24 protein-coding genes are annotated in these 26,524 nt (G+C 57.7%); 8 read left to right on the forward strand and 16 right to left on the reverse strand.

Going from position 1 to position 26,524, the window contains the following annotated elements:
• Positions 1-108: 108 nt before the first annotated feature.
• The 6 genes from ACR0K4_RS19285 to ACR0K4_RS19310 form a co-directional block, all read right to left on the reverse strand.
• Entirely contained in the window at positions 109-441 is a 333-nt protein-coding gene (locus ACR0K4_RS19285) for an L-rhamnose mutarotase (protein ID WP_480424497.1), read from the reverse strand.
• Complete coding sequence (locus ACR0K4_RS19290; RefSeq protein ID WP_480855325.1) at positions 438-1,547, reverse strand: mandelate racemase/muconate lactonizing enzyme family protein; 1,110 nt, start codon at positions 1,545-1,547, stop codon at positions 438-440. Before ACR0K4_RS19290 ends, ACR0K4_RS19285 begins: the two co-directional genes overlap by 4 nt.
• 6 nt (positions 1,548-1,553) lie before the next feature.
• Positions 1,554-2,648, reverse strand: a complete 1,095-nt coding sequence (locus tag ACR0K4_RS19295; RefSeq protein WP_480855327.1) for an ABC transporter ATP-binding protein — start codon at positions 2,646-2,648, stop codon at positions 1,554-1,556.
• A 4-nt stretch (positions 2,649-2,652) separates the two neighbouring features.
• Positions 2,653-3,516 carry a carbohydrate ABC transporter permease gene (locus ACR0K4_RS19300; protein WP_480520606.1) on the reverse strand — a complete coding sequence of 288 codons (864 nt, stop codon included), beginning with the start codon at positions 3,514-3,516 and terminating at the stop codon, positions 2,653-2,655.
• Positions 3,517-3,520: 4 nt separating this feature from the next.
• The gene (locus tag ACR0K4_RS19305) at positions 3,521-4,414 is read right to left on the reverse strand and encodes a carbohydrate ABC transporter permease (protein WP_480855329.1); all 894 of its coding nucleotides are present in this window, start codon (positions 4,412-4,414) and stop codon (positions 3,521-3,523) included.
• A 69-nt stretch (positions 4,415-4,483) separates the two neighbouring features.
• Positions 4,484-5,806 (reverse strand): extracellular solute-binding protein, encoded by a 1,323-nt coding sequence (locus ACR0K4_RS19310; protein WP_480520610.1) that lies wholly within the window; start codon positions 5,804-5,806, stop codon positions 4,484-4,486.
• 157 nt (positions 5,807-5,963) lie between these two features.
• Between ACR0K4_RS19310 and ACR0K4_RS19315 the strand changes: the two genes are divergently transcribed.
• On the forward strand, positions 5,964-6,746 hold the full coding sequence (locus ACR0K4_RS19315) for an IclR family transcriptional regulator (RefSeq protein WP_480520612.1): 783 nt from the start codon (positions 5,964-5,966) through the stop codon (positions 6,744-6,746).
• Positions 6,747-7,109: 363 nt separating this feature from the next.
• Positions 7,110-8,114, forward strand: a complete 1,005-nt coding sequence (locus ACR0K4_RS19320) for a LacI family DNA-binding transcriptional regulator (RefSeq protein WP_480855331.1) — start codon at positions 7,110-7,112, stop codon at positions 8,112-8,114.
• A gap of 19 nt (positions 8,115-8,133) precedes the next feature.
• Here the strand turns inward: ACR0K4_RS19320 and ACR0K4_RS19325 are convergent, their stop codons facing one another.
• The 9 genes from ACR0K4_RS19325 to ACR0K4_RS19365 all read right to left on the reverse strand — a co-directional run bounded on the left by ACR0K4_RS19325 (position 8,134) and on the right by ACR0K4_RS19365 (position 18,125).
• A complete protein-coding gene (locus ACR0K4_RS19325; protein WP_480855332.1) occupies positions 8,134-8,643 on the reverse strand; it encodes a hypothetical protein in 510 nt (169 codons plus the stop codon).
• 9 nt (positions 8,644-8,652) lie between these two features.
• Positions 8,653-10,170, reverse strand: coding sequence for a sulfatase-like hydrolase/transferase (locus tag ACR0K4_RS19330; RefSeq protein WP_480855334.1), 1,518 nt, complete (start codon positions 10,168-10,170; stop codon positions 8,653-8,655).
• Positions 10,163-11,179, reverse strand: coding sequence for an ABC transporter ATP-binding protein (locus ACR0K4_RS19335; protein ID WP_480855335.1), 1,017 nt, complete (start codon positions 11,177-11,179; stop codon positions 10,163-10,165). The genes ACR0K4_RS19330 and ACR0K4_RS19335 overlap by 8 nt, the downstream gene beginning before the upstream one ends.
• Positions 11,166-12,179 (reverse strand): ABC transporter ATP-binding protein, encoded by a 1,014-nt coding sequence (locus ACR0K4_RS19340; protein WP_480855336.1) that lies wholly within the window; start codon positions 12,177-12,179, stop codon positions 11,166-11,168. The genes ACR0K4_RS19335 and ACR0K4_RS19340 overlap by 14 nt, the downstream gene beginning before the upstream one ends.
• Positions 12,176-13,306, reverse strand: coding sequence for an ABC transporter permease (locus ACR0K4_RS19345; protein WP_480520624.1), 1,131 nt, complete (start codon positions 13,304-13,306; stop codon positions 12,176-12,178). The genes ACR0K4_RS19340 and ACR0K4_RS19345 overlap by 4 nt, the downstream gene beginning before the upstream one ends.
• A complete protein-coding gene (locus tag ACR0K4_RS19350; protein ID WP_480520626.1) occupies positions 13,306-14,310 on the reverse strand; it encodes an ABC transporter permease in 1,005 nt (334 codons plus the stop codon). Before ACR0K4_RS19350 ends, ACR0K4_RS19345 begins: the two co-directional genes overlap by 1 nt.
• Before the next feature lie 70 nt (positions 14,311-14,380).
• Positions 14,381-16,411, reverse strand: coding sequence for an ABC transporter substrate-binding protein (locus ACR0K4_RS19355; RefSeq protein ID WP_480855339.1), 2,031 nt, complete (start codon positions 16,409-16,411; stop codon positions 14,381-14,383).
• A 251-nt stretch (positions 16,412-16,662) separates the two neighbouring features.
• Positions 16,663-17,112 carry a MaoC family dehydratase gene (locus tag ACR0K4_RS19360; protein WP_480855340.1) on the reverse strand — a complete coding sequence of 150 codons (450 nt, stop codon included), beginning with the start codon at positions 17,110-17,112 and terminating at the stop codon, positions 16,663-16,665.
• A complete protein-coding gene (locus tag ACR0K4_RS19365; RefSeq protein WP_480520631.1) occupies positions 17,109-18,125 on the reverse strand; it encodes an aldo/keto reductase in 1,017 nt (338 codons plus the stop codon). Before ACR0K4_RS19365 ends, ACR0K4_RS19360 begins: the two co-directional genes overlap by 4 nt.
• A 156-nt stretch (positions 18,126-18,281) precedes the next feature.
• On the opposite strand from ACR0K4_RS19365, the gene ACR0K4_RS19370 reads away from it, so the two are divergent.
• Genes ACR0K4_RS19370 through ACR0K4_RS19385 form a run of 4 tightly spaced genes read left to right on the forward strand, consistent with a single transcriptional unit; the run spans position 18,282 to position 22,216 of the window.
• Positions 18,282-19,427 (forward strand): acyl-CoA dehydrogenase family protein, encoded by a 1,146-nt coding sequence (locus ACR0K4_RS19370; RefSeq protein WP_480520633.1) that lies wholly within the window; start codon positions 18,282-18,284, stop codon positions 19,425-19,427.
• Positions 19,424-20,194 carry a 3-ketoacyl-ACP reductase gene (locus ACR0K4_RS19375; RefSeq protein ID WP_480855342.1) on the forward strand — a complete coding sequence of 257 codons (771 nt, stop codon included), beginning with the start codon at positions 19,424-19,426 and terminating at the stop codon, positions 20,192-20,194. Before ACR0K4_RS19370 ends, ACR0K4_RS19375 begins: the two co-directional genes overlap by 4 nt.
• 9 nt (positions 20,195-20,203) lie before the next feature.
• On the forward strand, positions 20,204-21,352 hold the full coding sequence (locus tag ACR0K4_RS19380) for a dihydrodipicolinate synthase family protein (RefSeq protein ID WP_480855343.1): 1,149 nt from the start codon (positions 20,204-20,206) through the stop codon (positions 21,350-21,352).
• A gap of 3 nt (positions 21,353-21,355) precedes the next feature.
• Positions 21,356-22,216, forward strand: a complete 861-nt coding sequence (locus tag ACR0K4_RS19385; RefSeq protein ID WP_480855344.1) for a sugar phosphate isomerase/epimerase family protein — start codon at positions 21,356-21,358, stop codon at positions 22,214-22,216.
• A gap of 12 nt (positions 22,217-22,228) precedes the next feature.
• Here the strand turns inward: ACR0K4_RS19385 and ACR0K4_RS19390 are convergent, their stop codons facing one another.
• The gene (locus ACR0K4_RS19390) at positions 22,229-24,085 is read right to left on the reverse strand and encodes a sigma 54-interacting transcriptional regulator (protein WP_480855345.1); all 1,857 of its coding nucleotides are present in this window, start codon (positions 24,083-24,085) and stop codon (positions 22,229-22,231) included.
• 202 nt (positions 24,086-24,287) lie between these two features.
• Between ACR0K4_RS19390 and ACR0K4_RS19395 the strand changes: the two genes are divergently transcribed.
• Entirely contained in the window at positions 24,288-25,676 is a 1,389-nt protein-coding gene (locus ACR0K4_RS19395; RefSeq protein ID WP_480855346.1) for a CmpA/NrtA family ABC transporter substrate-binding protein, read from the forward strand.
• A gap of 3 nt (positions 25,677-25,679) precedes the next feature.
• A complete protein-coding gene (ntrB, locus tag ACR0K4_RS19400) occupies positions 25,680-26,516 on the forward strand; it encodes a nitrate ABC transporter permease (protein ID WP_480855347.1) in 837 nt (278 codons plus the stop codon).
• Positions 26,517-26,524 lie beyond the last annotated feature (8 nt).

Here is a 26,524-nt window from a genome sequence, read left to right on the forward strand (position 1 = left end):
CCCTCGGCCACGTATTTCTCGACGCTCGCGCGGCCAATGCCCTGCCCTGCGGCGGTAATCAGCGCTTTCTTTCCGGCCAGACGGCCCTGTGATTTGCTCATGTCGTCCTCAATCCGTGTGGAATACTTCAATCATGGGTGCCCATTTCTCGCCTTCGGCGCGGCTAGGCAGCGGGTTTTGGCAAGGATCGGTGAAACGCCACCATTCCTGCGTTCTGGGGTCTTGCGCCATGCGGGCCATGTCCCCTTCGAAATCGGTGCCGTGATATTCCCAGTACCCAAACAGCAGGTTCTCGGGCTCGCGCAGGAAGATCGTGTAGTTGCGGATATTGCTGTTGGCGATCTGCGCCAGCACATCCGGCCAGACAGCAGCGTGCAGACGTTTGTATTCGTCCAGTTTTTCGGGCTTCACCCCGATCACCATGCCCATACGTTTCATCATGCGCCCTCGTTGATTGTGATCGCCGTGGACTGGGCCGAAATCGCCTGCCAGTCCCATGCGATGCCCAGCCCGGGCACGTCTGACGGAATGGCAAACCCGTCCTCGATGCGCATCGCGTCGGTGGTCACTCTGTCAAGCTGCGGGATGTATTCCAGCCATTTCGCATTCGGCACCGCGCAGACCAGCGGCAGGTGCAGTTCCATCAGGAAATGGGGGCAGACCATGACGTTATACGCCTCGGCCAAATGCGCCACCTTCAGCCACGGGGTAATCCCCCCGATGCGGGCGACGTCGACCTGCACGATGCTGGCCGCGCCCGCTTGCAGATAGTCCTTGAACTGGCTCAGCGAATACATGCTTTCGCCGACGGCAATCGGCACCGAGGTCCGGCGCGACAGCTCGGCATGGCCTGCGACGTCATCGGCGGGCAGGGGCTCCTCGAACCAGCCGATATTATAGTCTTCCAAGACCTGCGCCCGGCGGATCGCTTCGGACAGGGTAAAGCCCTGATTGCCATCGGTCAGGATTTCATAGCCCGGCCCAACCGCCTCACGCACAGCGGACAAACGGGTGGCATCCTCGCTCAGATGGTCGCGGCCGATCTTGATCTTCGAGCCCCGGAACCCCTGCGCCTGCATCGCCAGCGCGTCATCGACCAGGGCCTGGGTCTCAAGATGCAGCCAGCCGCCCTCGGTCGAATAAAGCGGGATGCGATCCCGCGTCCCACCTGCGGCTTTCCAAAGCGGCAGCCCCTGTTTGCGGCAACGCAAATCCCAAAGCGCAGTATCAATCGCGGCCAATGCCAGCGACGTAATCGCCCCCACCGCCGTCGCATGGGTCAGGAACAGCAGATCGCGCCAGATGCCTTCGATCCGGTCCGCATCGCGCCCGATCAGCGCGGGCGCCAACGTTTTCTCAAGCAGTGCCATCACCGACGGGCCACCGGTGCCGATGGTATAGCAATAGCCCACACCCTGCGCCCCGTCGCTGTCGGTCACGGTCACGATGGGCGTTTCCTGGCTGACAAAGGACTGGATCGCATCGACGCGTTTGACCTTGGGGATCAGGTCGATCATGCGCAGTTCGATATGGGTGATGGTGGCCACGGTTGCTTACCCTCTCAGTGCCTCGCCGGTGCCCGCATCGAAGACGTGGCACTTGTCGAGAACAAGGTGGAACGGCAGCGTCTCGCCGGGATGCACGGGGCGAGGGTTGAACATCTTGGCCTGAACCTCAACCCCCGCCAGTTCGGCGAACAGCAGGGTTTCGGTGCCTAAAGGTTCTTCCAGCGCGACGGGCAGTTCCAGATCGACCAGATCACCCTTTTCCTCGACCGCATGGCCGACAGGCATCAGGTTGTCGGCGCGGAAGCCGAATTGTATCGCCTGTCCGGCCCGCACGTGGTCGCGTGCGGAGGCCGGGACGGGCACCGTGACCGCATCCTTCAGAACGATGGTTCCCGCATCGGTGACGACGCCATCCACAAGGTTCATCGGAGGCGAGCCGATAAAGGTCGCCGCGAAGGTGTTCACGGGTGTGTTGAACAGCTCAAGCGGGGTTCCGACCTGAACGATATGGCCATCGCGCATCAGAACGATGCGGTCGGCCAGTGTCATCGCCTCGACCTGATCGTGGGTCACGTAGACGATGGTATTGCCGACGCGTTGGTGCAGTTTCTTGATCTCAACCCGCATCTGGGTGCGCAGCTTGGCGTCAAGGTTCGACAGCGGCTCGTCAAACAGAAACACATCGGGGTGGCGCACGATGGCACGGCCCATGGCGACGCGCTGGCGCTGACCACCAGACAGTTCCGCCGGTTTGCGGTCCATCAACTCGTCGAGCCCAAGGATCGCCGCCGCCTCGGTCACGGCCTTGGTAATCTCGGCCTCAGGACGCTTGGCGATCTGCAGCGTAAAGCCCAGATTTTCGCGCACGGTCATATGCGGATAAAGCGCATAGTTCTGGAACACCATCGAGATGTTGCGCTCGCGCGGGGGCAGGTCGTTGACCACCCGGTTGCCGATAGAAATCTCTCCGTCGGAAATGTCCTCCAGCCCCGCAATCATGCGCAGCGTGGTGGATTTGCCGCAGCCCGAGGGGCCGACCAGCACCAGAAACTCTCCGTCATGGATGTCCAGGTCGATACCATGCACGGCCTGTTGTTTACCATAGCGCTTGACGACGTTGGTGAGTGTGACTTCGGTCATTTCATTATCCTTTCACGCCGCCAAAGGTCAGGCCGGCGATCAGGTGCTTTTGCACGATAAAGGTCAGGATCAGGGCGGGCAGGATCATCAGCACGGCCAATGCGCACATGCCACCCCAGTTGATGGTGAATTCAGCGGTGAAATCCAGCAGGCCCACGGGCATCGTCTTGGACCCCACCGAGCGGGTCAGCTGCGAGGCCAGCGCGAATTCGTTCCACGAGGTCAGGAAGGCGAAGATCGCCGCTGAGGCCACGCCCGAGCGCGCCACCGGAAACTCGACCCGCCAGAAGGCCTGCCAGCGGGTGCAGCCGTCGATTTCAGCGGCTTCGTGCAGTTCCTTGGGGATCTGGCGGAAGAAGCCATCGGTCAGCCAGATGGTAAAGGGCACATTCATCGCCACATAGACAAGGATCAAGCCGAAATGGGTGTCGATCAGGCCCGCACGGGCAAAGACGATGAACAGCGGCAGCGACAAGGCCACACCGGGTACAGCGCGGAACAGCATCAGGCCGACGAAATAGCCGTTCTTGAACTTGAACCGATAGCGCGCAAAGGCATAGCCGCCGCCCATCCCGATCAGGATGGCAATCGCGGTCGACGTGACCGAGACGATCAGCGAGTTGCGAAAATACTGGAACACCGGCACACCGCCCTCGCCCGCACCACCGAACATGGCGCGGTAATGGTCCAGTGTGAAGGTCGGGGTCCAGACCGGCGGTTTTGCCATGATCTCAACCGTCGGGCGGAACGAGTTCAGCACGATCCACAGGCCGGGAATGCAAATCACGGACATGACCAGAAACAGGCCGGTGAGATGCAGTGCTTTCATCAGGCGGCGCTGGTTGCGGTAGGATTGATTGCGGTCCATGCGCTTAGCCCCCCATGCCCAGCTCGGCGCGTGCGGAGCTGAGTTTGCGGAAGAAATAGATGGTGAAGGCAATCGACAGCAGGATCGAGACATAGCCCATCGCATTGGCCAGCCCCATTCGGGCATCGACATAGCCGGTGCGGCTCATCAGCGTCCACAGCAGCTCGGTCCGCCGTGCCGGGCCACCACCGGTCATGATCTGCACGATGTCATAGGCCCGCGCCACGTCCAGAGAGCGGATGGTCATCGCGATGAAAATGAACGGCATCAGGAAGGGCAGCGTGATGTGGCGAAAGGTCTGCCATGCGGTGCAGCCATCGACCTTTGCGGCCTCAAGCGGGTCACGCGGCATGGCGAACAGACCGGCAAGGATCAGGATCGCGAAGACGGATGTGCTCATCCAGACCTCGGCGAAGATGATCGAGAACATCGCCAGCTTGCCATCCACCAGCCACGGCAGCGCCGCATCGGTGAAGCCCAGTGATTGCAGCACGTTGTTCACCAGACCGATATTGTCGTTGAAGATGAACTTGAACTGAAAGCCCACCAGAATGGGCGAGAACATCATCGGGAACATCAGGATCGTGCGCAGGGTGCGCTGTCCCCATGTGACCTTGTTCATCATCAGCGCGATGCCCAGACCCAGCAGCAATTCCACGTTCAGAGCGATGGTCAGGAACAGAACGGTGCGGCCAAAGGCCGACCAGAATTTCCAGTCTCCAAGGATTTTCTCGTAATTCGCCGTGCCAATCCAGCGCCACAGCGACGACGGGCGCGTCAGCTTATACGGCGTAAAGCTGGAATACAGCGAGAAGAGGAGCGGGATCAAAACAACGGCTGCCATGATGATGAAAGCAGGCAACAGAAGGACAAACCACTCCGGTAAGCGGCGGCGCATAACGTCTTTCCTTGGATTGAGTAAATGGTGCGGGGGTGTCAGCCACCCCCGCTTGGGCCGGAGGAGCCCTTAGTAGTAACCGGACTCGCGCATCAGCTCGTCCACCGCCTCGGCGGCATCGTTCAGTGCGTCCTCGACGGATTTGTCACCGACGATAGCAGCTTGCAGTTCGGGGAAGACGATATTGGTGGTCTCACCCCATTCCGGGATCGGCGGAACCGCGAACGCGTATTCGGCACCGGCAGCAAAGGCGGCCAGAGCTTCGGCGCGGAACGGATCGTCACCCGCTTGAGCGGCTTTTACGTTCGCATCCCAAACAGCGCTACGGGTGGGCAGCGAACCGCCCGAGGATTCAGCCAGCTGGCTGTCTTCGCTGGTCAGGAATTTCACCAATGAAACGGCGGCTTCCTTGTTTTCGCAGTCATTGGTGACCGAGAAGCCGTGATGGCCCGACCAGCCAGTGCGCGTGACCGACCCCATCGGCTGGATCGCAACACCGACATTGCCTGCGGCCTTTGAGGATTCAGGATCGTTGAAGAACCCGGCCCAGCCCGGCCAATCCAGGTTCAGCGCGACGGTGCCGCTGGCAAAGCCCTGGCCCAGATCATCCCAAACATAGGATGTGGTGCCTGCCGGAACCGCTTGCGCTTCGTACAGATCGACGAACCACTGCAATGCGCGCTGGCCCGCTTCCGAGTTGAAGATGGGCTTCTTGTTTTCATCCAGATAGTTGCCGCCCTCAGCCACGACCATCTCGTAGAACCGGCCAACGATGGCCTCGTCCTTGCCGGCATATTGCGTGCCATAGAAGTTCGGCGGATCTGCGAAGAAGATCGCCTGATCCTTCACCTGCTCCCATGTTTCAGGAACGGCCAGATCATAACCGTATTCCGCTTTAAAAGCTGCTGCCTTGTCGGCGTCTTCGTAGTTCGACTTGAGGTAATACAGAACCGAGACATCAAACTGCGCGCGCGGCAGCATCAGAAGCTCGCCGTTCACGGTCGACGCACCGATGTTTCCGGGCACGAATTCTGCAACCGTTTCTGCGGGAACCAAATCGGTCAGGTCAACATAAAGACCTTCGTACTGAGGCGCAAAGGACGAGTGGTTCGACCCCACGCACCACGAGGTGGTGCCCGCCGCCATGTCCGACTTGATTTCCTTGTCGATCTCAAAATGGCTTTTCTTCGAAATGATATCGACCTTTGCCCCGGTCGCGGCCTCCCAGTCCGCAATCCGGCCATACAGCGCTTCGTACTGCTGACCCCCGATCAGCTTGGCCTCGACGACGGCCCCGGGGAACGAACCCCAATCTGATTCGGCGTAAGCTGCACCTGCGGCCACGACGGCGCAGCTGGCAAGCAACCCGCTGATTTTTTTCGACGATTTCATCACTTGCTTCTCCCTAAATTTGATTATGGCGATCCTTGCGCACCGCTATAATTCGTATTTAAAACATTTATTCACAAATAAATCAACATTGACATCCGCCGCTAATTCAAGACAATTTCACGGTCAAAGGTTCGCAAATACGGCCCGGGAGAACATTTTGGTTGCTGCTTCAGAAAAGTACCGCGCCCCTGCGCTGGAAAAGGGGCTGGATATTATCGAACTGCTCTCGCGCCATGCGGATGGACTGGCGCAAGGCGATATCGCGCGCGCTCTGGATCGATCCCAAAGCGAGATCTACCGGATGCTGTCGACGTTGGTGCGACGCGGGTATGTCATTCGATCTACTGAGGATGACCTCTATTCGCTGAGCCTCAAGATGTTTGCGATTTCTCAAGCCTATCCACCGGTGGAACGGCTCCTTGAGATGGCAACGCCCAAGATGCGCGCGGTTACCCGCAAGGCGTGGCAATCCTGTCATATGGGCATGGAAAGCAACGGTGATATTGTCGTCGTGTCCTCAATCGCGTCGCCGGGGAATTGGGGCTTGGCCCTGCGTGTCGGAACGGTGATCGGATTGGGAAACACCGGGACGGGCCGCGTGCTGGCCGCCTTCCGCAGCGATGCCGAGCTTGATGAGTTGCTGGATAAACACCGTCTTGCACAAGGTGAGCCCGACTTGGACCCGGTCGAGTTTCGGGAGCACATCGCCAGAATCCGCGAGTGGGGATACGAACGAATGCCATCAGCGACCGCCGTTGGCGTGACGAACCTGGCCTACCCGGTACTCAACCTTGAAGGGCGGGCCATCAGCGTGGTGAACTGTCCGTTTCTGGAGCGCATCGACCAGTTGGACGTCCCAGGAATTGAAGAAGTTCACTTGCTTTACGAAGCGTTGGCCACGGAACTGACCGATTTCTATACCGGTAAGTCACAAGGTTGACGCGCCGCCAGGTCACGGCACTTCTGTTCTGTCTTTAGCGGAGAGTGAAGTTATCTACGCTATCGTATTCTCCTCTACGGAGTGTCTTGATTGTTTGTCTCTCTCAGAACGGATCGAAAGAACTTCCCTCAAACTCGACGGGATGAGCTCGGTCTTGGTGTTTCAAAACACCTGCCCAGTAGTGCGTCGTGATCATAACGATCAAACATAAACCGACCCTCTACGGACATATTGATTAGTACCTGTAAAACGATAAAATCTTGTTGCGAAATCATTGAATTTGTTCCAGCAAATTCCGGCCTGATCATGTAAGATACACTGGAACGCGTCTTAAGCGTTGGCTTGGATGGACAAGGTGAGACAGTGTTGAAGCGTGGACGGCGTGTTACAGCCCAAGATGTTGCCGAGAAGGCTGGTGTTTCACGCCATACAGTGTCGCGGTGTTTTCGTGATGGCACATATGTTTCAGAAGAAAAACGCCGCGCAATTCTGGCGGCTGCAGATCAGCTGGGGTATCGGCCCAACGCTTTGGCAAGCAGCCTGAAAGGTGCCGACTCACGCCTTGTGGGCATCGTGTCCGGCAACATTTCGAATTTCTACGATACTCAGGTGATCAGTGGGCTGGTCGAGCGCCTGACTCAGATGGGGAAATGGCCTGTTGTTCTAGGCGGTGATGGCGACGGAATTCGGGATTCCCGCGTGCTGGATGTATTATCCTACCCTCTTGAGGCGATGATTGTCCGCGCCGGGAGTATCGACGCCGCCCTTGCCGAACAATGCGGGCGCCTCGGAATACCGCTCATCCTGTCTGGTGCTCAGCCCGAGCACTCCGATTTTGCCGATTACATCGTCTGCAAAAACACGCAGGGTGCCAGCTTGGCTGCGCATTGTTTGATTGAGCGTAAACGTGATCGCATCGCCTATGTCGGCGGACCCACGCAACTAAGTTCGGAAAGAGAACGCTTCGACGGGTTCGTGAACACTCTCAACGAGCACAACATGGAACCCATCAAAATTGTTCACAGTGATTTCAGCTTTCATGGCGGTGAACGAACGGCCACTAAGCTGTTCTCGGACAACGTCGCCCCGGACGCTGTGTTTTGTTCGAACGATGCATTGGCCTTGGGGGTTTTATCGGCGGCGCGGGAGACTTTTGGGATTTCAGTTCCAAGAGAGCTTTCGGTTATTGGGTTTGACGACATCCCGATGGCTGGATGGCCCGTGTTTGAATTGACGACGGTGCGTAATTCGATCACCGAGACCGTGAACGGGATCATCCAGTTGTTAGAGCAACGGCTGGAACACCCCGAAGAACCAACACGTCAGTTGCTGATTGAACCGCAACTGGTTCTGCGTAAATCGCACTGAGTTTTTGTAATAAATAGGCCTATTGCGCGGACAGAGAAAACTTCTCGAGACTGCGCCAATGATCTACTGGGCGGTCCTCGGACGAGGCCATGACGACGAGGTCCGAAAAGCGGGCCACACAACCGGAAAATTCCTGATCGATTCTGCTCAGATGCTCGACCAGCATGTTGATATCATCCACGCCATAAGCCAGGCTGACATGGGGCGGATACTCTGCGGACAAATCGAGTTGCGCCAACAGCGATGACCTAAGCCCGTCCAAAGCCTCGCGCAGTTTTATTGTTAGGAATACCGATTGGAAATATGTCGCCCCAAAGCCGATATTTCCAAATTCGCCAGATTCGTGCTGAAAAGCCAACCGGATCGATTTCGCCAGATGCAGCACCTCGTGACGTGGAAGGTCCAGATCACCGACGACGGTCAGATGCGGCTCAAACACCGGGCCACCAGTTTGGCGGGCCAGTGTCGAAATCTGATCTCTCAGCTTTTGGGCCAGAGTCTCTTCAAAGGTAAGCCAAATCGAGTACATCCTTCGTCCTCAGAGATCTGGCGCACCAACACGTTTCACACCTTCAGGTCCCACGCGCAGGTCTGCCAATGTCTGGTCGTTCCGTCTTTGTCGAAACCGCAAGAGCGCTTCCGCCGCATGCAGACGTTTCCCCTGAAATGACGTCTGCTCGGCGACGTTTTCAGCGCAAATGGCGGTGGCGCCCGTTTCGAACAACAGTGGCGGACTTGCAGGTGAGCTGACATAAAGCATGTCGGCGTCCAACCGCGCCTGAAGGTGGAAATCAGCCAGATGTTCTGTCGCTTCTTCGCCCATTGGAACGCGGTCTCGGTAGTCAAACTCCCAATATGCAGCGTCTTGTCCTGTTTGATCGGTCTGCGCCCGCAGAATCGGGCCGAGATCCTGACCATCCAGGGCGTTGGTCGCGCTGCCGCCGATCTGGCCCAAAAGCGTCGGAAACAGGTCGACCGCTGATGTATAGCTGTTGCACACACGCCCATCTGTCTGGCCCGGCAAGCGGATGATCAGTGGAATTTGCTGGCTGTCCGGGAAAAAACCACCTTTTCCGAACAACCCGTAATCTCCCATCATCTCACCATGATCCGAGGTCATGATGATGATCGTGTTGTCCCATTGCCCTGCCGCTTTGATGTGATCGAACAGCCGCCCCAGTTGCGCGTCCACCTCGCTTATCAAGCCAAAATAAACGCTGCGTATGCGGCGCTTGTCTTCGACACTCAGGTCAGGAAGGTTCCCTTCGACACCCGGCACAAAATCGTCGACGGGTTTGTTCAACAGCATCTGCACGACCGGGTCCGCCATGACCTCGGGACTGGTGGTCTGAAAGTCGCGCCCCAGATCCGGGTCGTACATGTCGTTATAGGGGGCGGGTGCAATAAAGGGCGGATGCGGATGGATCAGGGAAAGATGCGCAAACCAGCCTTGATCCGCGTCATGCTGTTCCAGCCAGTCCATCAAACGTCCTGTCAGATAAGCCGTCTGACTGTGTTCGGCCTTGAACCCGGCAGGGCCGGTGGGCACGCGTTCGTTTTCCTCGGGTGCCAACCAGTAGGGGTCATCGACAATCTCTGGGGCGTAGCCAAGTGACTTGAGCCAGCGCTTCCAGGGGGCCTGATCCCCGATCAGCGGCTGCTCGACGTCAAAACCCGGCAAAACACCTTCATAGGTTCGCCCGGCGGGATCACTCGGATCGTGGGCGCGCGGATCCGCGGCGATATCCGTATAGCCAAACAGTGTTGGCGCATATCCCGCCCGTCGCGCGGCGCGGGCCACATTGTCGAACCGGTGATCCAGAGGAGCACCGTTTGCAACAACCCGATTATTCATCTGATACAGGCCTGTATACATCGCGGCCCGCGCGGGCGAACAAGGTGACGCCGCAGCGTAGTGCTGCATAAACGCTGTCCCCTCAGCAGCCAGCGCATCCATATTCGGGGTCTTTACAACGTCATGCCCGGCATAGCCCAGACAATCGCCACGCCATTGATCGGCCGTAATGAACAGGATGTTCGGGCGTGTGTCAGACATTGGAGGGCTCCAAAGCGTCGTGGAAATGACAGGCAATCGTCCGGTCCTTTGCCACCGTCTCAAGCTGCGGAACATCGGTCCGGCAACGCTCTTGCGCAAAAGGGCAACGGGTGTGGAACCGGCAGCCCGATGGCGGGTTCAGCGGCGAGGGGATTTCGCCTTTCAACTTAGTGCGCTTGCCGCGTTTGCGAGGGTCGAGCTTGGGCACTGACCCGATCAGTGCCTGCGAATAAGGATGCAGCGGCTTGCGGAACAGATCGGCGGGTTTCGCAATCTCGACAATGCGGCCCAGATACATCACGGCCACCATATCGCAGACATGCGCCACAACGCTCAGGTCATGGCTGATGAACAGCACGGTCAGATGCAGCGTCTCCTGCAGCTCGCGCAACAGGTTCAGAATATCTGCCTGCGTCGATACATCGAGCGCCGCGACGCTTTCGTCCGCCACAACATAGTTGGGACCCATGGCCAGAGCACGCGCAATCGAAATCCGCTGCCGCTGGCCGCCCGAAAACGCATGCGGAAACCGGCGGAGATGTTCGAGGTTCAGCCGGCAACGGCGCGCCATCTCGCGCACCCGTTCATCGGTCTCCTTGCGCGAGCGTGTGATCTTCATGATTTCCAGAGGCTCGGCGATAATGTCCCGCACCGTCATGCGCGGGCTTAACGCCGCATAAGGATCCTGAAAGATCATCTGCGCTTCGCGCTGAAAACCCCGCAGCTTGTCGCCTTTCAGATCGCCCAGATCAAACTCGTGCCCGTCATCGCCGGTAAAGTGAATCGACCCTTCGCTGACCGGCGCAGCGTTGAGCGTGGCGCGTCCCAGCGTGGTCTTGCCACATCCGGATTCTCCCACAAGGCCAAAGAAGCTGCCCTTGGGAATATCCAGCGAAACCCCATCGACAGCCGTCAGGTATTTGTGCCCGCCCATAAAAGCACCGCCGACGTCATAGCGCACGATCAGATCGCGGATACTGATGGTCGAGACCGGTTCAGTCGTGGTCATGTACGTAATCTCCGATCTCTTGCGCCAGATGACAGGCGGCACTGTGTCCGGCAACTTCGGTCATCGGGGGAACCTGACTGTCACACAGCCCGGCCTGGGCAAACTGACAGCGCGTATGGAAGACACATCCACCGGGTCGCTCCAACGGGCTGGGAATATCGCCCGGAACAGGCGTCAGTGCAGCCGTCAGATCCGAGAGCTTCGGCAACGCATCCAAGAGACCCCGCGTGTAGGGATGCGCCGGACGCAGGATCACATCCTCGACGGCGCCATATTCGACAATCCGGCCCAGATACATCACGGCGACCTTGTCCGCCGTTTCCGCAATCACGCCCAGATCATGGGTGATGAACAGAACGCTCATCCTGTTTTCCTGCGCCAGTTCTTCGATCAGATCGAGCACCTGCGCCTGAATGGTCACGTCCAGCGCCGTTGTCGGCTCATCCGCGATCAGAAGGCCGGGATGTGTGGACAGGGCCATGGCGATCATCGCGCGCTGCCGCATCCCCCCCGACAGCTCAAACGAATACTGGCCGAACCTCGTGGCCGCATCCGAGATACCGACCCGTTCCAGCATCTGGATCGAGACCTGTTTCGCTTCGGCCTTGGACAGGTTCCGATGCAATTGCAGCTGCTCGACCATTTGCTTGCCGATGGTCAGTGCCGGGGCGAAACTCGCCATCGGCTCCTGAAAGATCATCGACACGCGATCTCCGCGCACCACGCGGCGCTCTTTTTCCGAACGCAGCTGCATGACCTCGACAGGGTCGCCATCGCCACGCACTGCAATCCGGCTGCCATCGCTATAGCGCGTGTTGCCCGCATTCAGCTGCATGATCGCTTTGGCCGTCACCGATTTGCCTGATCCGCTTTCGCCGACCAGACCCAGCACCTCGCCTTCGGCCAGTTCAAAGGAAACATCATCGACCGCAAGCACAGGGCCTTCGCCTGTATGGAAGGTTACAGTCAGGTTTTCGACGCTCAGGATTGGCTCGCTCATCCTTTTCGCTCCGCATAGGGGTCGGCTGCATCGCGCAGGCCGTCACCAACAAAAACAAACGCCAGGACAAGCGTGACGAAGATCGGGACCGGGATGAAATACCAGGAATAGTTCAACAGCACGTCCACATTGGTCACGTTCTGAAGCATGACCCCAAGCGAGTTCACCGGATCCTTCAGCCCCAGCCCGATAAAGCTGAGCGCGGTTTCGCTGAGCACCATATACGGGAAAGAAATCACTAGATCGACGATGATATAGCTGGTGAAGCTGGGCAGCAGATGTCGCCTGATGATGTGACCCGGACGGGCGCCGGCCATCTGCGCCGCCAGTACATAATCTGCCGTACGCTCGGCCAGAACATGGGTGCGGATGCGGCGCGCCAGCGTTCCCCAGCCAACAAGGCCGAGGATCATCGAGATGAAGAAAAACCGCATCTCCGCCGACCATTCCTGCGGGATAAACGCTGCAAGCGCCATGAAAAGCGGAATCGTCGGCACCGCCTTGACCGTGTCCATCAGCGCCTGAAGAACAATATCGACCCGCCCGCCGAAATACCCCGCGCACCCGCCAATGATCAGCGCGAGAACGAAGGAAATCAGCACTCCGACGGTTCCGACCGCCAGGCTGACCCCCACCGCATGCAGGGTGCGCGAAAAGATGTCCTTGCCCCCCGCATCAGTCCCGAAAACGTGGATGAACCCTTCTTCAACGCCGAACAGGTGCCGGTCGAAGGTGATCCCCAGCATTTTGTAGTCCCAGCCTTTGGGCAGAAACGTGAGGTAATTGCGTTCATCAGTTTCGCGGGTCACCCAGCGAAAATTGGTATCCGCGCCGCGGTGTCGTTCCACCTTATGGATAAAGGGCCTCAGGCTGCAGCCTGCTGCGTCACAGAATTTCGGCAGCTGAGGCGCTCCGTTCACGTATTCCGTATCACGCCCCGCCGCATTGGGTTCGTATGGCGACAGAAACGAGGCAAAGATACCGCTAAGGATTATGAATATCAGGATATTGGCAGCAATCCGGGCCGATTTCTTGCGCCGGAACCGTTCCCAGATCAGCTTGCTCTGCGAGGCGGTGAAATAGTCTTCTTTGGACAGGCTGCGTTTCTTGAATATGCTCAAAGCCATCAGAAAAACCCTTTCCGGACACGCGGATCGATAACGGCCAAAAGGATATCGGTCAGAAAGTTGAAGAAGACGATCACCGCAGTCATCATCAGGATGATTGCACCAGCAAGCTGTTGATCATTGGACTTTGCCAACGCGTCCAGCAACAGCGCTCCGGCATCTGTTAAAACCAGAACCGCAGCCACGATAGGCAGATCGTTGAACACGCGATTCAGGTCGAAGCCAAGGCTGTTGATCACCGGTCCCAGCGCGTGGCGTCCGGGATACTTCAGCAACAACCCCGTCCCGGATTGCCCGCGCGCGCGGGCGGCAGTCACATATAATTTGTCCTTTTCATCGGACATCAATGCCCGCACGGTTTGCAGTTGAATTGCCGTGGCCGACCAGGCCAGTATCACGATCGGCAGCCAAGCCCGGCTCATCATGTCCTTGAATTTATCCCAGGACCACGGAGCGTCCCGATATTCGGGACTGAACAGTCCGGTCAGGGTCTCTCCGAACACGATGGTCGAAAACAGCATTACACACAGCGCCAGAAGGAAGTTCGGCAAGGCCAGACCCAGATAGCTGATCACCCGCAGAGAGCTGTCGAACCAGCTGTCACGCATGGTGGCCGAGGCCATCCCGACGGGGATCGAAATCGCATAGGTGAGCATCAACGCGGTAAACGACAGTGCCAGAGACAACACCATCTTGTCTCCGACCAATTGAGTCACATCGACGCGCCACAGACAGCTTTCGCCAAAGTCAAACCGGAAGAAAATGCCCGACACCCAGTTCAGCCAACGGATGACATAAGGACGGTCAAGGCCCATGCGCACCTCTTCGGCGCGAATATCTTCGGCTGTGACCACCACACCTTGCGTGTCTTTGTAGGCCAGAAAGCGCTCGGCGCAGTTTCCGGGGACCAGTTCCATTAGGGTAAACACAAGAAACGACACCAGCAGCATCGTGGTCAGTGCTGCCCCGAAACGAGACAACAGGAAGCGGGCGAAAGAGGACATGTTTGGTAAACTCTTCAGATGCGGCAAGGACGGCCGGCACGGGCCGTCCTTGCCTTGTGGTCATGTTCGATTATTCGTCGAGCCACCACTGGTCAGCGTGATAGGGATAGGTCCGGTAATAGTCATAAGACCATGTCTTGAACTCATCCATATTCTGCAGCTTGTTGGACCGGTAGACGATGTTCTGTGTCTGGACCGTCCCAATATACTGCATGTTAGCCAGCTGCAGGTCGATAATCTTCGATCCAAGCTCATTATAAGCATCCGAGCCCGGCGTGGTTGTCTGCCACTCTTTGGCCAGGGCAGCCAGCTCGACCGTCCATGCGGGCGGCTCAACCCCTTCCGCACCATTGGTTGTCAAATGGCGATCCCACAACATCCCGTTGCGCTGGTGGAAAAACGTGCCGAACGGAACCACCAAACGGTCGATATTGCCCTGCATGAGGGCCGCCGGACGACCGTTGTTCCACGCAGTGATATCCAGCTCGTTGGCCGATTGCGCCGCGCGGTATTCATCCGAGGTGACCTCTTTGATGTTGGTCTGAATACCTGCATCACTCCAGTATTGGGCGACGGCTTCGGCGGTTTGAACGGTCATACCTTGCGTCGAGAATTGCAGGTTCAGGACCAGCTTGGCACCCGACGGCAATTCGCGGAAACCATCACCATCTGTATCTGCCAGACCCAGACCGTCCAAAAGGGTTTTGGTCTTCTCGGGGTCATAGGCGGTAGCAAACGAGGTCTGCTCTTCGCTGGCAAATTCCGGCACCGGATCGAAGGCAATATATTGCGAAGGCTTGCCAAGACCGAAATTGGCCAGCTCATTCAACTCATCCCGGTTGATGGCGTGAGACATGGCCAGGTTGAAGTCCTGCGACGAGAAAATTGCCCGCTTTTCCTCATCCTTGGCTGTGTGGTTGAAACCAAGGGTCGGAATTGTAATCGCTGGGCGCAGGCTGACCGTGTAATTGCCAGCTTCCTGACCGTCCAGCAATGTCGGCGCCTGGGTCAGCTGGTTGGATTGCGATTTATAGTCCGCCTCACCATTCAGCATCTTCAGCAAACGTACTTCCGCGTCTGGGATATACTGCTCGAAGATTTCATTGACATATGGCAATTGCTGACCCGCTGTATCCACGACGTGATAATAGGGGTTTGCAACCACGCGACGGGTTTCCGTCGTGTCTTCGATTACGATATGGCTTTCCAATGTCGGAACAACAGCCGCGGGCAAGCCATCGATCTTGGAAGCATCCTTCAGGTAGGGTGACGGGACATCTTTCCAGTCTGACCCGCCAAAGTAGAAGGCGATGACTTCGTACCCGTTTTCAAACCCGGCTTCTTGCGCCAGCTTGTCCGCATCCGGATTGATCTCGGGATGGAACTGACCCAGGAAGTGCTTTGGCTGAAATGGCTGTCCGTAATATTGCGACAGCGCAGCCAGGAAGCCCGGATTCGGAGCAGCAAAAGTGAACGTGAAAGTCTGGTCATCAATGATCTCGATGCCCATGACCTCATCGGCCACGACCCAGATATCTTTGACCGAACCGATGACGTTCTCGTCCTTGGTCATGTTCTCGAGCCAGAACTCGACGTCAGCCGACGTGAATGGCGCACCATCGGACCATTTGTGGCCTTTGCGCAACGTGAATGTGATGGCGGTAAAGTCATCATTCCATTCGAACGACTTGGCGACATTCGGCTTGATGGTCAGCAAATCGCTGTCGAACCGGGTCAGGTTCACATGACGTACCGACAACAGGTCCGAGGTGCCGGATTCCGTCGCATTCGAGTACCCGTCCAAGACACCGCCATATTTGCCGATCGAGGTGAGAGGCATGACAACCAGCGGCTCTTCCGGCAGCCGGTCCGCGACGGCAGGCAGATCGCCATTCCCGACAATGCGTGCGTTCAGCGCGCCAATATCAGGGTTCTCGCTGAATGCCAGGTCACAGTTTGCAGCCGCTTCGAATTCGGCCAGCTCAAGCTGTTTCGGAAAAGCGCCGCTGATGTTTTGCGGATCGCTGACGGTGATTGCCGGACAGGCTGCAAAGGCGGCATTGGCCAGCACCATGAAGCTGACGGAAGCTAAGTATTTCATTATTGTCCCCACTGGTGTTTCAGTTGCACTGTTATTGTGCTCTCGTGAGCATACTCACAATTAATAACGTTTTTACGACAGAGTCCAAATTTTTTTTGCACCCTTGTTCGGAACGAAACTGAGCCGGTTTACGGCTTGTCAACGAAATGCCTCGCGAATGAGCTGCGCGCAATTTCCATCGGAGTTACCTTAAAAGCAGGCTGATCACTTCTCGTCTGTCCATATACGCACTGCGTACTGAACTCCGGATTTTACTCAAAAATCAAGTCATTGGTGCCGTGCTGCACGCGCTGACCGTCCTGGTTCAGCACGTCAAACCGGAAGGTGGCGATTCCGCGCCCCGACCCTTTTGTGACACGCTTGGATATCACAGTCAGTTCGGCCCGGATCACATCCCCGGCGAAAACAGGTTTTTCAAAGCGCCAGTCCCAACCCAATGATGCCAATCCATCAATTTTTGCATCTGACCGAAATTTCAATCCATCGACCACCGACAAAATCAGTAGGCCATGCGCCACCCGCGATTTGAAACCGCGGGCCTGCGCCGCGTCATCGTCGAGGTGCAGAACATATTTATCGCCAGTCAGATTGGCAAAATCGGATATCAGGTCCGCCGAAATTTCGGCAGACCCGGTGCGAATGACATCTCCGACCTGCAGATCGTGAAACCCATAGACGCCAGAGGGCAACGAATCTGTCATGCCGGAACCGGGGCATCCTCGCGCAGCAACCCTTTTGATTTCAGATCGGCCCAGAACGCGGTCGGGATATCATGGCTGAACCAGTTCAGGTTCTGATCCAGCTGCTCGACCGTCCGGGTGCCGGCCATGAAAGTCGGGACAGCAGGGTGCGCGACAACAAACTGCAGCGCGGCAGCTGGCAGCGGTACATTGTATTCGGCGCACACCGTCTCAATCTTGCGAACCTTGTCCATGATATCTGCGGGTGCGGGTGCGTAATTGTATTTTGCACCCTCTTTCGCACCGGTGGCCAGAATGCCCGAATTGAAGCCGCCACCCACAACAACAGCAGCACCGCGGTCTTCACATAGCGGCAGGAACTTATCCAGCGCGTCCTGTTCCAGCAGCGTATAGCGCCCGGCCAGCAGGAAACAGTCAAAGTCGCGCTGTTCCAACGCGGCGTGGCAGACTTCCCATTCATTCACCCCGACACCAATGGCCTTTACAACGCCCTGATCGCGCAGGCTTTCCAGAGCCTTCCACGCGCCATCCATCGCCTGCCTGAACACCTCGGGCTGCTCGTCGCCGCGCGTAAACACGTCTATATCGTGAATGAAACAGATATCCATCCGCTCCAGCGCCATACGTTGCAAACTGTCTTCGACCGAGCGCATCACGCCATCATAGCTATAGTCGAAATGCATCGTGAATGGCGCGGCGTTGGTCCAGGGCTCATAGGCGATATCCTGACGACGGGCGGGCTTGAGCACACGGCCAACTTTTGACGACAACACAAAGTCATCGCGGTTCTTCCAACGCAGACTTTGACCGGTTCGCAATTCGGACAGACCATGGCCGTACATGGGCGCCGTGTCGAAATAGCGAACCCCCGCATCCCAAGCGTGCTGAATCATGGCATCCGAAGTCTGTTCATCGATTTCACGAAAGATGTTGCCGATCGGCGCGGTTCCAAACCCAAAGGTAGAGACCTCAAGATCGACGCGGCCAAATTTGACCTTGGAATTCGGTGTCATGCAAACCTCCCTGATGCAAACCGCTTTGTTGGATTTGCGTGATTTTAAGTAACTGATTGGTTATTTATATCAGTTTCCCCACGCGATCAACCCACTTGACGAACCAGTAGGTGGCATCATATTAGTAACTGATTGGTTACATTAAGGTGCGATACCATGTTTCTGACCGAAACACATATCCAAGTCCGTGACATGACCCGCCAATTCGCGCAGGACGTTATCCGCCCGGCCGCAGAGGAGCTGGACCATGAGTCGCGATTTCCTTCTGAAATCTATGATCAAATGGCCGAGCTTGGCCTGTTCGGCATCTGTGTTCCCGAAAACCTGGGCGGACCGGGTTTCGATACCCTGACCTACGCATTGGTGATGGAAGAACTGTCGCGTGGCTATGCCTCGATCGCGGATCAGTGCGGGCTGCTAGAGCTGGTGACCACCTTGCTCGTGCGTCACGGGACCGTCGAGCAGCAACAGAAGTGGCTGGGCAATCTGCTCACCGCCAAACTGCGCCCAGCCTATTGCATCACCGAGCCCGAAGCAGGGACCGATGTCTCGGGCATTCGCACCACCGCTGTTCGGGACGGGGACGGATGGGTGCTAAACGGAGGCAAGATATGGATTCACAACGCGCCTGTGGCCGATGTTGGTTTTGTCCTGGCCCGCTCCGACCCCGAGGCCGGGCATCGCGGTATGTCGATTTTTCTGGTCGACCTGCACGCAGATGGGGTAACGCGCGGCCCCAAAGAGATCAAGATGGGTCAGCGCGCCAGTCAGGTTGGGCCGCTGTCTTTCGACGATGTGCGTCTGCCTGCTGATGCATTGCTGGGCACCGAAGGGCGCGGCTTTCATATGATGATGAGCGTTTTGGACAAGGGCCGAGTTGGCATCGCCGCGCTGGCCGTGGGGATCGGTCAGGCCGGGCTTGAGGCCGCCACGGAATATGCCCAGCAACGCAAACAGTTCAACAAACCGATTGCCGATTTTCAGGGCGTGCAATGGTTGCTGGCCGATATCGCCAAGGATGTCGAAGCAGCACGCTTGCTGGTGTTCTCGGCCGCGTACAAGATCGACACTGGGCAGGACGCGACCAAAGCCTGTTCCATGGCCAAGTGTTTTGCCGGTGACATGGCGGTACAGCGCTCGTCCGACGCTGTACAAGTCTTTGGGGGATCAGGTTATATCCGAGGCTTTGAGGTCGAACGTTTGTACCGCGATGCCAAAATCACTCAGATTTATGAAGGCACAAACCAGATTCAACGTATGATTATCGCGAGGGAATTGCTGGCAAAAGGGGCCGCCGCATGAGCAAACAGGCAGCACTTGTAACGGGGTCATCACGCGGTATCGGCCTTGCAACAGCCGTGGCCCTGGCACGAGAAGGGTTTGCGATTGCCGTCAATGGCCCGCAACAGGATGCCGAATTGAAGGCTGCGCTCGAGACGATCCGCGCTCTTGGAGTTCCGGCTATGGCTGCTGCGTTTGACGTCTCGGACATCAAAAGCCACGATGCGCAACTGGCCGCGATCGAAGACCGACTTGGCCCGCTGACCACTCTGGTCAACAATGCAGGTGTCGGCGTCCTGCAACGCGGCGATCTGCTGGAGGTGTCCGAACAGAGCTATGACCGCTGCATGGCAATCAACACCAAGGCGATGTTCTTTCTGTCACAGAGTTTCGCCAAACGCCTGCTCGCGCGCGACCGGAGCGCCGAGGCCTTTCATTCCATCGTCAATGTGACCTCGTCCAACGCTATAGCCGTCGCCGCGCCCCGTGCGGAATATTGTGCGTCGAAGGCCGCGGCCGCGATGATCTCGAAAACCTTTGCCGTGCGACTGGGCCCCGAGGACATTGCGGTCTATGACGTGCAACCCGGTCTGATCGCCACCGAGATGACCGCCCCGGTTATCGAGATGTATGACCAGCGCGCCAAAGACGGGCTGACACTGTTCCCGCGCGTCGGGCAGCCCGAAGATATGGGCAATATCATCGCCGCGCTTGCGAGCGGAAAGCTTCCCTATACCACCGGACAGGTGATCTCGGCTGATGCCGGGATGCTTGTACCCCGTTTTTGAGGTCGACCGATGAAAATCAAACTGCCCGACACCACCGGCAAACTTCACGACTATGCGCTGGTGGGTACGCCGGTTACGCCGTCGAAGCTGAGCGAAAATTCGGCCCGAGTGTTGTATTCCGCCGCGCATGTGGTGGCCGACCCGTTTGGTGATCACGACCCGACCGGCCCGGCCCACGTGGACTGGGCCAAAACCATGGAGTTCCGCCACTATCTGGCAGACATGGGCATGGGCATCGCCGAGGCGATGGACACGGCCCAACGCGGCATGGGGCTGGATTGGCCCGGTGCACTGGAACTCATCCGCCGCACGAAAGAAGAGCTCCCTGACGCATTAGTTGCCAACGGATGCGGCACGGACCACTTGGATCCGAAAGATGCAACATCGTTGGATGATGTCCGCCGCGCCTATTTGGAACAGGTCGAAGCAATTCAGAAACTGGACGGGCGGATCATCCTGATGGCCTCGCGCGCGCTGGCCAAGGTGGCGCGCGGACCGGACGATTATATCTCGGTCTATACGGACGTGCTGAATGCCTGCGACCACCCGGTTATTCTGCACTGGCTGGGCGAGATGTTCGATCCTCAATTGGCCGGGTATTGGGGCGGCAACAGTTTTGACAACGCGCTTGAAACCGCTTTGACCGTGATCCGATCCAATCCCGGCAAAGTGGACGGAATCAAGATTTCGCTTCTGGATGCTCAAAAAGAAATCATTATGCGCCGCCTGTTGCCCGATGGTGTCAAGATGTATACGGGCGACGATTTCAACTATCCTGAGTTGATCGAAGGTGATGATCAGGGCTTTTCGCATGCGCTGCTGGGCATTTTCGACCCCCTCGCCCCGGCGGCGGCCTATGCGGTCAGCAAGCTGAGCGAAGGAGATTCCAAAACCTTCCGCGCGACGCTCGATCCCACCGTTCCATTGGCCCGACACATCTTCCGCGCGCCCACACAATACTACAAGACCGGCGTGGTCTTTCTGGCATGGCTGAACGGGTTCCAGGATCATTTCATCATGTTGAACGGCGCCCAGTCCACACGTTCTTTGCCCTATTTCATCGATTGCTTCAAAATGGCCGACGAATGCGGATTGCTGCGTGACATCGATCTGGCGGTGGAGCGTATGGAGCATATGTTGAAACTCTACGGAGTCTGAGACTTGCGCGACTTCTCGAACGATCATTCCGCACTCGCGCTGAATACAGCAACGCTGGGTCATAACCTGGATGGGCACGGCGCGGGATGGTCGCCCGAGCGGGTAATTGATGCCTGCGCTGCACGCGGCTATGGCGGGATCACCTTCTGGCGACGGGAACTGGACGGGCGCGCAGCCCAGATCGGAGAACGAGTCCGCGCCGCAGGCATGCAGGTGGTTGGCTTGTGTCGCACGCCATTTCTGACCGGCCCGCTTGCGTTGCCCTCGGATCAGCAGATCATGGACGATTTCCACATGTCCATCGATCAGGCGGCAGATCTTGGCACCTCGGTCCTGACCATTGTCACCGGCGGGCCCGAGCCCGGCACCAAGGGCGTTTTGGATAGCCAGAAGATTCTGGCGGACCGCGTCGCGCGCGCGGCCCCATACGCGGCGCAGCGCGGGGTTCAACTGGCGTTGGAGCCGCTGAACCCTGCGACCGCAGGTAACCGAACATGCCTGATGACCGCCGCAGATGCGCTGAACGTTTGTGATGCTGTCGGGGCTGATAACGTGGGCGTTGCCATCGACGTCTATCACGTGTGGTGGGACACGACTTTGGCTGACACGTTAGCCACCCGGGCAAACGGCCGCATCCTGGGGTATCACTTGTGCGACTGGTTGGCGGATACGACAGACATCCTGCTGGATCGTGGCATGATGGGAGACGGGGTAGCCGATCTGCCTGCGATACGCGCCGCAGTCGAACACGCCGGCTACGACGGGTTGTGTGAGGTCGAGATCTTCTCGGCCAACAACTGGTGGAAACGTGACCCGGACGAGGTTCTGGACACCATCGTCACCCGGTTTCGCTGCCAGTGCTAGGCCGGTCTCATCTCACTCCCACTCTGCGTCAGAGATACCCATCGATTTAATGCGCGAATGCAGCGTCGTCGGTTTCACACCAAGCAGGGCTGCCGCTCCAGATGCGCCGGAAACCCGGCCTTTTGTCTCGCGCAATGTGGCGACCAAATTTGCGCGCATCAACTCTTGCATCTGTGTTTCCGTCCGAAATGGCGCGTTGGTCTGTGGCGTCGGTGTTGTGCCTGTCAGTTCGATCACAAGCTTGGTGCCATGTGACACGATCGCCGCCCGTTCGATCACATTGTGAAGCTCGCGAACGTTGCCGGGCCAGTCATAGGCCTGCAACTGCTGCACCCCCAAGGCAGTCAGCACGGGAACCGGCCGGTTCAGGCGGCGACATGCGATGTTCAGCAGATGGGTTGCAAGCAAGGGGATGTCCTCTTGCCGGTCGCGTAACGGCAAACAGGTGATCGGAAAAACGTTCAGGAACAAATAAAGATCCTCGCGAATACGGTCCGCGCGGCGCGCCTGCGAGTCGGTCAGGGATGTCGATGCGATCACGCGAATGTCGATGGGCTTTTCGCGCGTGTCGCCCAGCCTTTTAACCGTTCCATTCTGCAGCGCAGCCAACAGCTTACCCTGCAACTCAAGCGGCAATTCCTCGACATCATCAATGAACAGGGTGCCCCCATGGGCCAGCTCCAGCTTGCCCGGCTTGTCGCGCGTGGCCCCGTTGGGCGCACCGCGCACATGGCCGAAGAGCTCGGCCTCGATCTCGTCCCGTGCCAGCGATCCGCATTTGAAATGGATCAACGGGCGGCGGGCACGTGGACTGGCTTTGTGGATTTCAGTCGCGACCAGTGATTTTCCGGTGCCTGTTTCACCAGACACAAGCACTGTCGCATCTGTTTCTGCCACCAGATCGATCCGGGTTACGATCTGACGGATTGCGGGTGAGGTTCCGATGATGTCGTGATGGGCGCGCTCCGAGGTAATCGCCTCTTGCAAATACGCGTTTTCCTGTTCCAGCCGGTCACGCAACGCGGCCACCTCGTCCAAAGCATCCCGCAACTTGCGCTCGTTTTCCTTGCGGTCCGTTATGTCACGGAAAATCACCACCGCCCCGGCAAGAACCTTTTGGTCGTAGATCGGGGTCGAGACATATTCGACGCGGATCGGCTTGCCATCCTTCCGCCAGAACACCTCATCTTCGATCCGATGCACCTGTTCGAAACGAAACGAGCGGTAAATCGGGCATTGCTGCGAGGGATAGACGTCACCGTTCAGATAATGGTGATGGATCATCGAGTGGATGTCCTTGCCCAACAGATCCTCGGTCGTCCAGCCCAGCATCTCTTGCGCTGCGCGATTGACGAATGTGGTCTTTCCTTCGGCGTTCACACCGTAAATCCCCTCACCCGCCGCGTTCAGGATCAACTGGTTTTGGCGTTCGAGCTCGGCAAAGAAACCCTCCGTACGCCTCCATTCCAGAATACCTGCGCGAAAGGTCTGGGCCGTCGCAGTCAGTTCCGCCCGTTGATCCAGCGCGTCCAGATCGGTGATCGTCATCATCAACCAACCGGCTTTTCCTCGCACAGGACGGGCGCGCAGCTCGACCCGAATGGCTTTTCCCTGCACGGAGGTCAGAGTAACGTCGCGGGTCCAGCTTTCGCACCTGTGATCCACCTCCTCGATAAACACAATAAACTCGGGCAGCGCCCCTTTCAGGTAAGACGAAAAGGCGCGCGGGGATGCGTTGGGCGCACCCGACAACAATGTTGCGGCGGGCCGATTCCAACGAACCACGCGATCAGACGCGGTGTCGAGAACCAGTGCGGCCTCCGGCATAGACAGCAAAACGGAATCAGGTGGCAGTTGATCAAGGGACATGGGATCAGTGTATCGCTGCGATGCAGCGTCAGAAAACGAAATTTCGTAACTTACGATTTATCGTAATATCTAAACCGCACGACTCTCTCTAAGATCATGATATTAATAATTTTTTATGAGTGCACAAATTTTGTGCCCCTACTGTTTCACGCGACATCCGGCTGGCACGATGATGGCAACTCCATTGCGAAAGGGTGAAGCCATGACACTGAAGAGCCTGGGAAATCCGTTTTCCGAGAAAACCGATCTGCGACATGGGGCCGATTGCGGCTGCGAGGGATGCTTGTCGGGGCACGGGCATGACAAGGACCATGTCGAGGCCACAACCATGTCCTCGGAAGAAATGACCGAACGCGTGGTTGAAAGCGCGATCGTCCGGTCGATTTTTGGTCAGAGCGACATCAGCCGCCGCTCATTCATGGGGATGCTGGGCGGTGGCACGGCTGCTGCTGCGCTGGCCTCGGTCTTTCCTCTGGATCAGGCCAAAGCGGCCATTCTGGACAACCTTGGCACACCCGAAAAAACCGATCTGAACATCGGTTTTGTCCCGATAACCTGCGCCACGCCGATCATCATGGCACAACCGATGGGTTTCTACGAACGTTACGGTCTGAACGCGCAGGTGATCAAGACGGCCGGTTGGGCCGTGGCGCGCGACAAATCTCTGTCGGGCGAATATGACGCCAGCCATATGCTAACCCCGATGCCTCTGGCCATGACGTTGGGCGCAGGCTCGGTTGCGACCCCATACATTATGCCAGCGGTCGAGAACATCAACGGACAAGCCATCGTGCTGTCGAACGAGCATCTGGACAAGCGCGACCCGAAGCAGTGGAAGGGGTTCACCTTCGGCGTGCCATTCGAATACTCGATGCACAACTTCCTGCTGCGCTATTACGTGGCCGAGTTCGGGCTGGACCCCGATGTCGATATCCAGATCCGCGTTGTGCCGCCGCCAGAGATGGTGGCCAACCTGCGCGCCGGAAACCTCGATGGCTACTTGTCGCCCGATCCGTTCAACCAACGCGCGGTCTGGGAAGGGATCGGGTTCATCCACACCCTGACCAAGGACATCTGGGAAGGTCATCCCTGCTGCGCCTTCGCCGCGCCGCTGAGTTTTGCGACCGAGCTGCCCAACACCTACGGCGCACTGCTCAAGTCGATCATCGACGCCACTCAGTTCGCGTCAAACCCCGATAACCGCAAGGATATCTCGGAAGCGATTGCGCCGACCAATTACCTCAATCAGCCTGTTCCGGTGATCGAGCAGGTCCTGACCGGCACCTACGCCGATGGTCTGGGCGAGGTGCAGCAAGTGCCTGACCGGATCGATTTCGATCCGTTCCCGTGGCATTCGATGGGGGTCTGGATCCTGACGCAGATGAAGCGTTGGGGATATATCGAAGGAGATGTGGATTACAAAGGTGTGGCCGAGCAGGTTTACCTGGCCGCGGATGCCAAGAAGATCATGAACGATCTTGGGTATGACGCACCCGATGTGACTTACAAATCCCATACAATCATGGGCAAAACTTTCGATCCCAAAGACCCCGAAGGTTATGTCTCCAGCTTTGCGATCGGGAAAGCCTGACAGATGCTGGACACTCTTTCCATTAACCAGCGGGCCGCGCTTTTGTCGGTGGTTATGCTGGTGGTCGGCCTCCTGATCTGGGAGGCCGCCATTCCCGCCCAGAAAGCCGCCGGAGAACTCACTGAATACGAGCGCCTGACAGGTGGAGGAGCGCAAAAGGCTGGCGTCCCCCCGCCTAGCCAGGTCATCGCCAAGGCATGGGAGCAGCTGTCGAACCCGTTCTATGACGCAGGCCCGAATGACAAAGGCATCGGCATCCAGATCGGCTATTCTATCTACCGTGTTCTGACCGGGTATTTCATGGCCGCCCTTGTAGCAATCCCGCTGGGCTTTCTGATTGGTATGAGTCAAGTCGCCTACAAAGCCTTCAACCCGTTCATACAGGTGCTGCGGCCCATATCTCCCCTGGCATGGATGCCATTGGCGCTGTTTATCATTCAGGACAGCGAGGCAAGTGCGATCTTTGTGATCTTCATCTGCTCGATCTGGCCGATGCTGATTAACACGGCCTTCGGAGTGGCTGGTGTCCGGCAGGATTGGGTCAACGTGGCGCGCACGCATGAACTAGGGCCGTTTCGCACTGCCTTTACCGTGATCCTGCCCGCTGCTGCGCCAACGATCATTACCGGCATGCGTATCTCGATCGGCATTGCCTGGCTTGTGATCGTGGCGGCCGAGATGCTCGTTGGCGGCACAGGCATCGGCTATTACGTGTGGAACGAGTGGAACAACCTCGATCTGACTTCGGTCATCTTTTCCATCCTCATGATCGGCGTCGTCGGAATGCTGCTGGATTCGGCTTTTGCCTACCTGCAACGCGCCGTGGCCTACGCGGAATAAGGAGCAGC

The sequence above is a fragment of the Ruegeria sp. K11 genome (genome assembly GCF_056531905.1).

Excerpts from the sequence above, each read along its gene's own strand:
- ACR0K4_RS19330 (WP_480855334.1), bottom strand. The coding sequence starts at position 10,170 with ATGTCTGACACACGCCCGAACATCCTGTTCATTACGGCCGATCAATGG.
- ACR0K4_RS19380 (WP_480855343.1), top strand. The coding sequence starts at position 20,204 with ATGAAAATCAAACTGCCCGACACCACCGGCAAACTTCACGACTATGCG.
- ntrB (WP_480855347.1), top strand. The coding sequence starts at position 25,680 with ATGCTGGACACTCTTTCCATTAACCAGCGGGCCGCGCTTTTGTCGGTG.
- ACR0K4_RS19360 (WP_480855340.1), bottom strand. The coding sequence starts at position 17,112 with ATGACAGATTCGTTGCCCTCTGGCGTCTATGGGTTTCACGATCTGCAG.
- ACR0K4_RS19365 (WP_480520631.1), bottom strand. The coding sequence starts at position 18,125 with ATGACACCGAATTCCAAGGTCAAATTTGGCCGCGTCGATCTTGAGGTC.
- ACR0K4_RS19310 (WP_480520610.1), bottom strand. The coding sequence starts at position 5,806 with ATGAAATCGTCGAAAAAAATCAGCGGGTTGCTTGCCAGCTGCGCCGTC.
- ACR0K4_RS19335 (WP_480855335.1), bottom strand. The coding sequence starts at position 11,179 with ATGACCACGACTGAACCGGTCTCGACCATCAGTATCCGCGATCTGATC.
- ACR0K4_RS19375 (WP_480855342.1), top strand. The coding sequence starts at position 19,424 with ATGAGCAAACAGGCAGCACTTGTAACGGGGTCATCACGCGGTATCGGC.
- ACR0K4_RS19395 (WP_480855346.1), top strand. The coding sequence starts at position 24,288 with ATGACACTGAAGAGCCTGGGAAATCCGTTTTCCGAGAAAACCGATCTG.
- ACR0K4_RS19300 (WP_480520606.1), bottom strand. The coding sequence starts at position 3,516 with ATGGACCGCAATCAATCCTACCGCAACCAGCGCCGCCTGATGAAAGCA.
- ACR0K4_RS19355 (WP_480855339.1), bottom strand. The coding sequence starts at position 16,411 with ATGAAATACTTAGCTTCCGTCAGCTTCATGGTGCTGGCCAATGCCGCC.
- ACR0K4_RS19340 (WP_480855336.1), bottom strand. The coding sequence starts at position 12,179 with ATGAGCGAGCCAATCCTGAGCGTCGAAAACCTGACTGTAACCTTCCAT.
- ACR0K4_RS19370 (WP_480520633.1), top strand. The coding sequence starts at position 18,282 with ATGTTTCTGACCGAAACACATATCCAAGTCCGTGACATGACCCGCCAA.
- ACR0K4_RS19295 (WP_480855327.1), bottom strand. The coding sequence starts at position 2,648 with ATGACCGAAGTCACACTCACCAACGTCGTCAAGCGCTATGGTAAACAA.
- ACR0K4_RS19305 (WP_480855329.1), bottom strand. The coding sequence starts at position 4,414 with ATGCGCCGCCGCTTACCGGAGTGGTTTGTCCTTCTGTTGCCTGCTTTC.
- ACR0K4_RS19325 (WP_480855332.1), bottom strand. The coding sequence starts at position 8,643 with ATGTACTCGATTTGGCTTACCTTTGAAGAGACTCTGGCCCAAAAGCTG.
- ACR0K4_RS19390 (WP_480855345.1), bottom strand. The coding sequence starts at position 24,085 with ATGTCCCTTGATCAACTGCCACCTGATTCCGTTTTGCTGTCTATGCCG.
- ACR0K4_RS19345 (WP_480520624.1), bottom strand. The coding sequence starts at position 13,306 with ATGGCTTTGAGCATATTCAAGAAACGCAGCCTGTCCAAAGAAGACTAT.
- ACR0K4_RS19350 (WP_480520626.1), bottom strand. The coding sequence starts at position 14,310 with ATGTCCTCTTTCGCCCGCTTCCTGTTGTCTCGTTTCGGGGCAGCACTG.
- ACR0K4_RS19285 (WP_480424497.1), bottom strand. The coding sequence starts at position 441 with ATGATGAAACGTATGGGCATGGTGATCGGGGTGAAGCCCGAAAAACTG.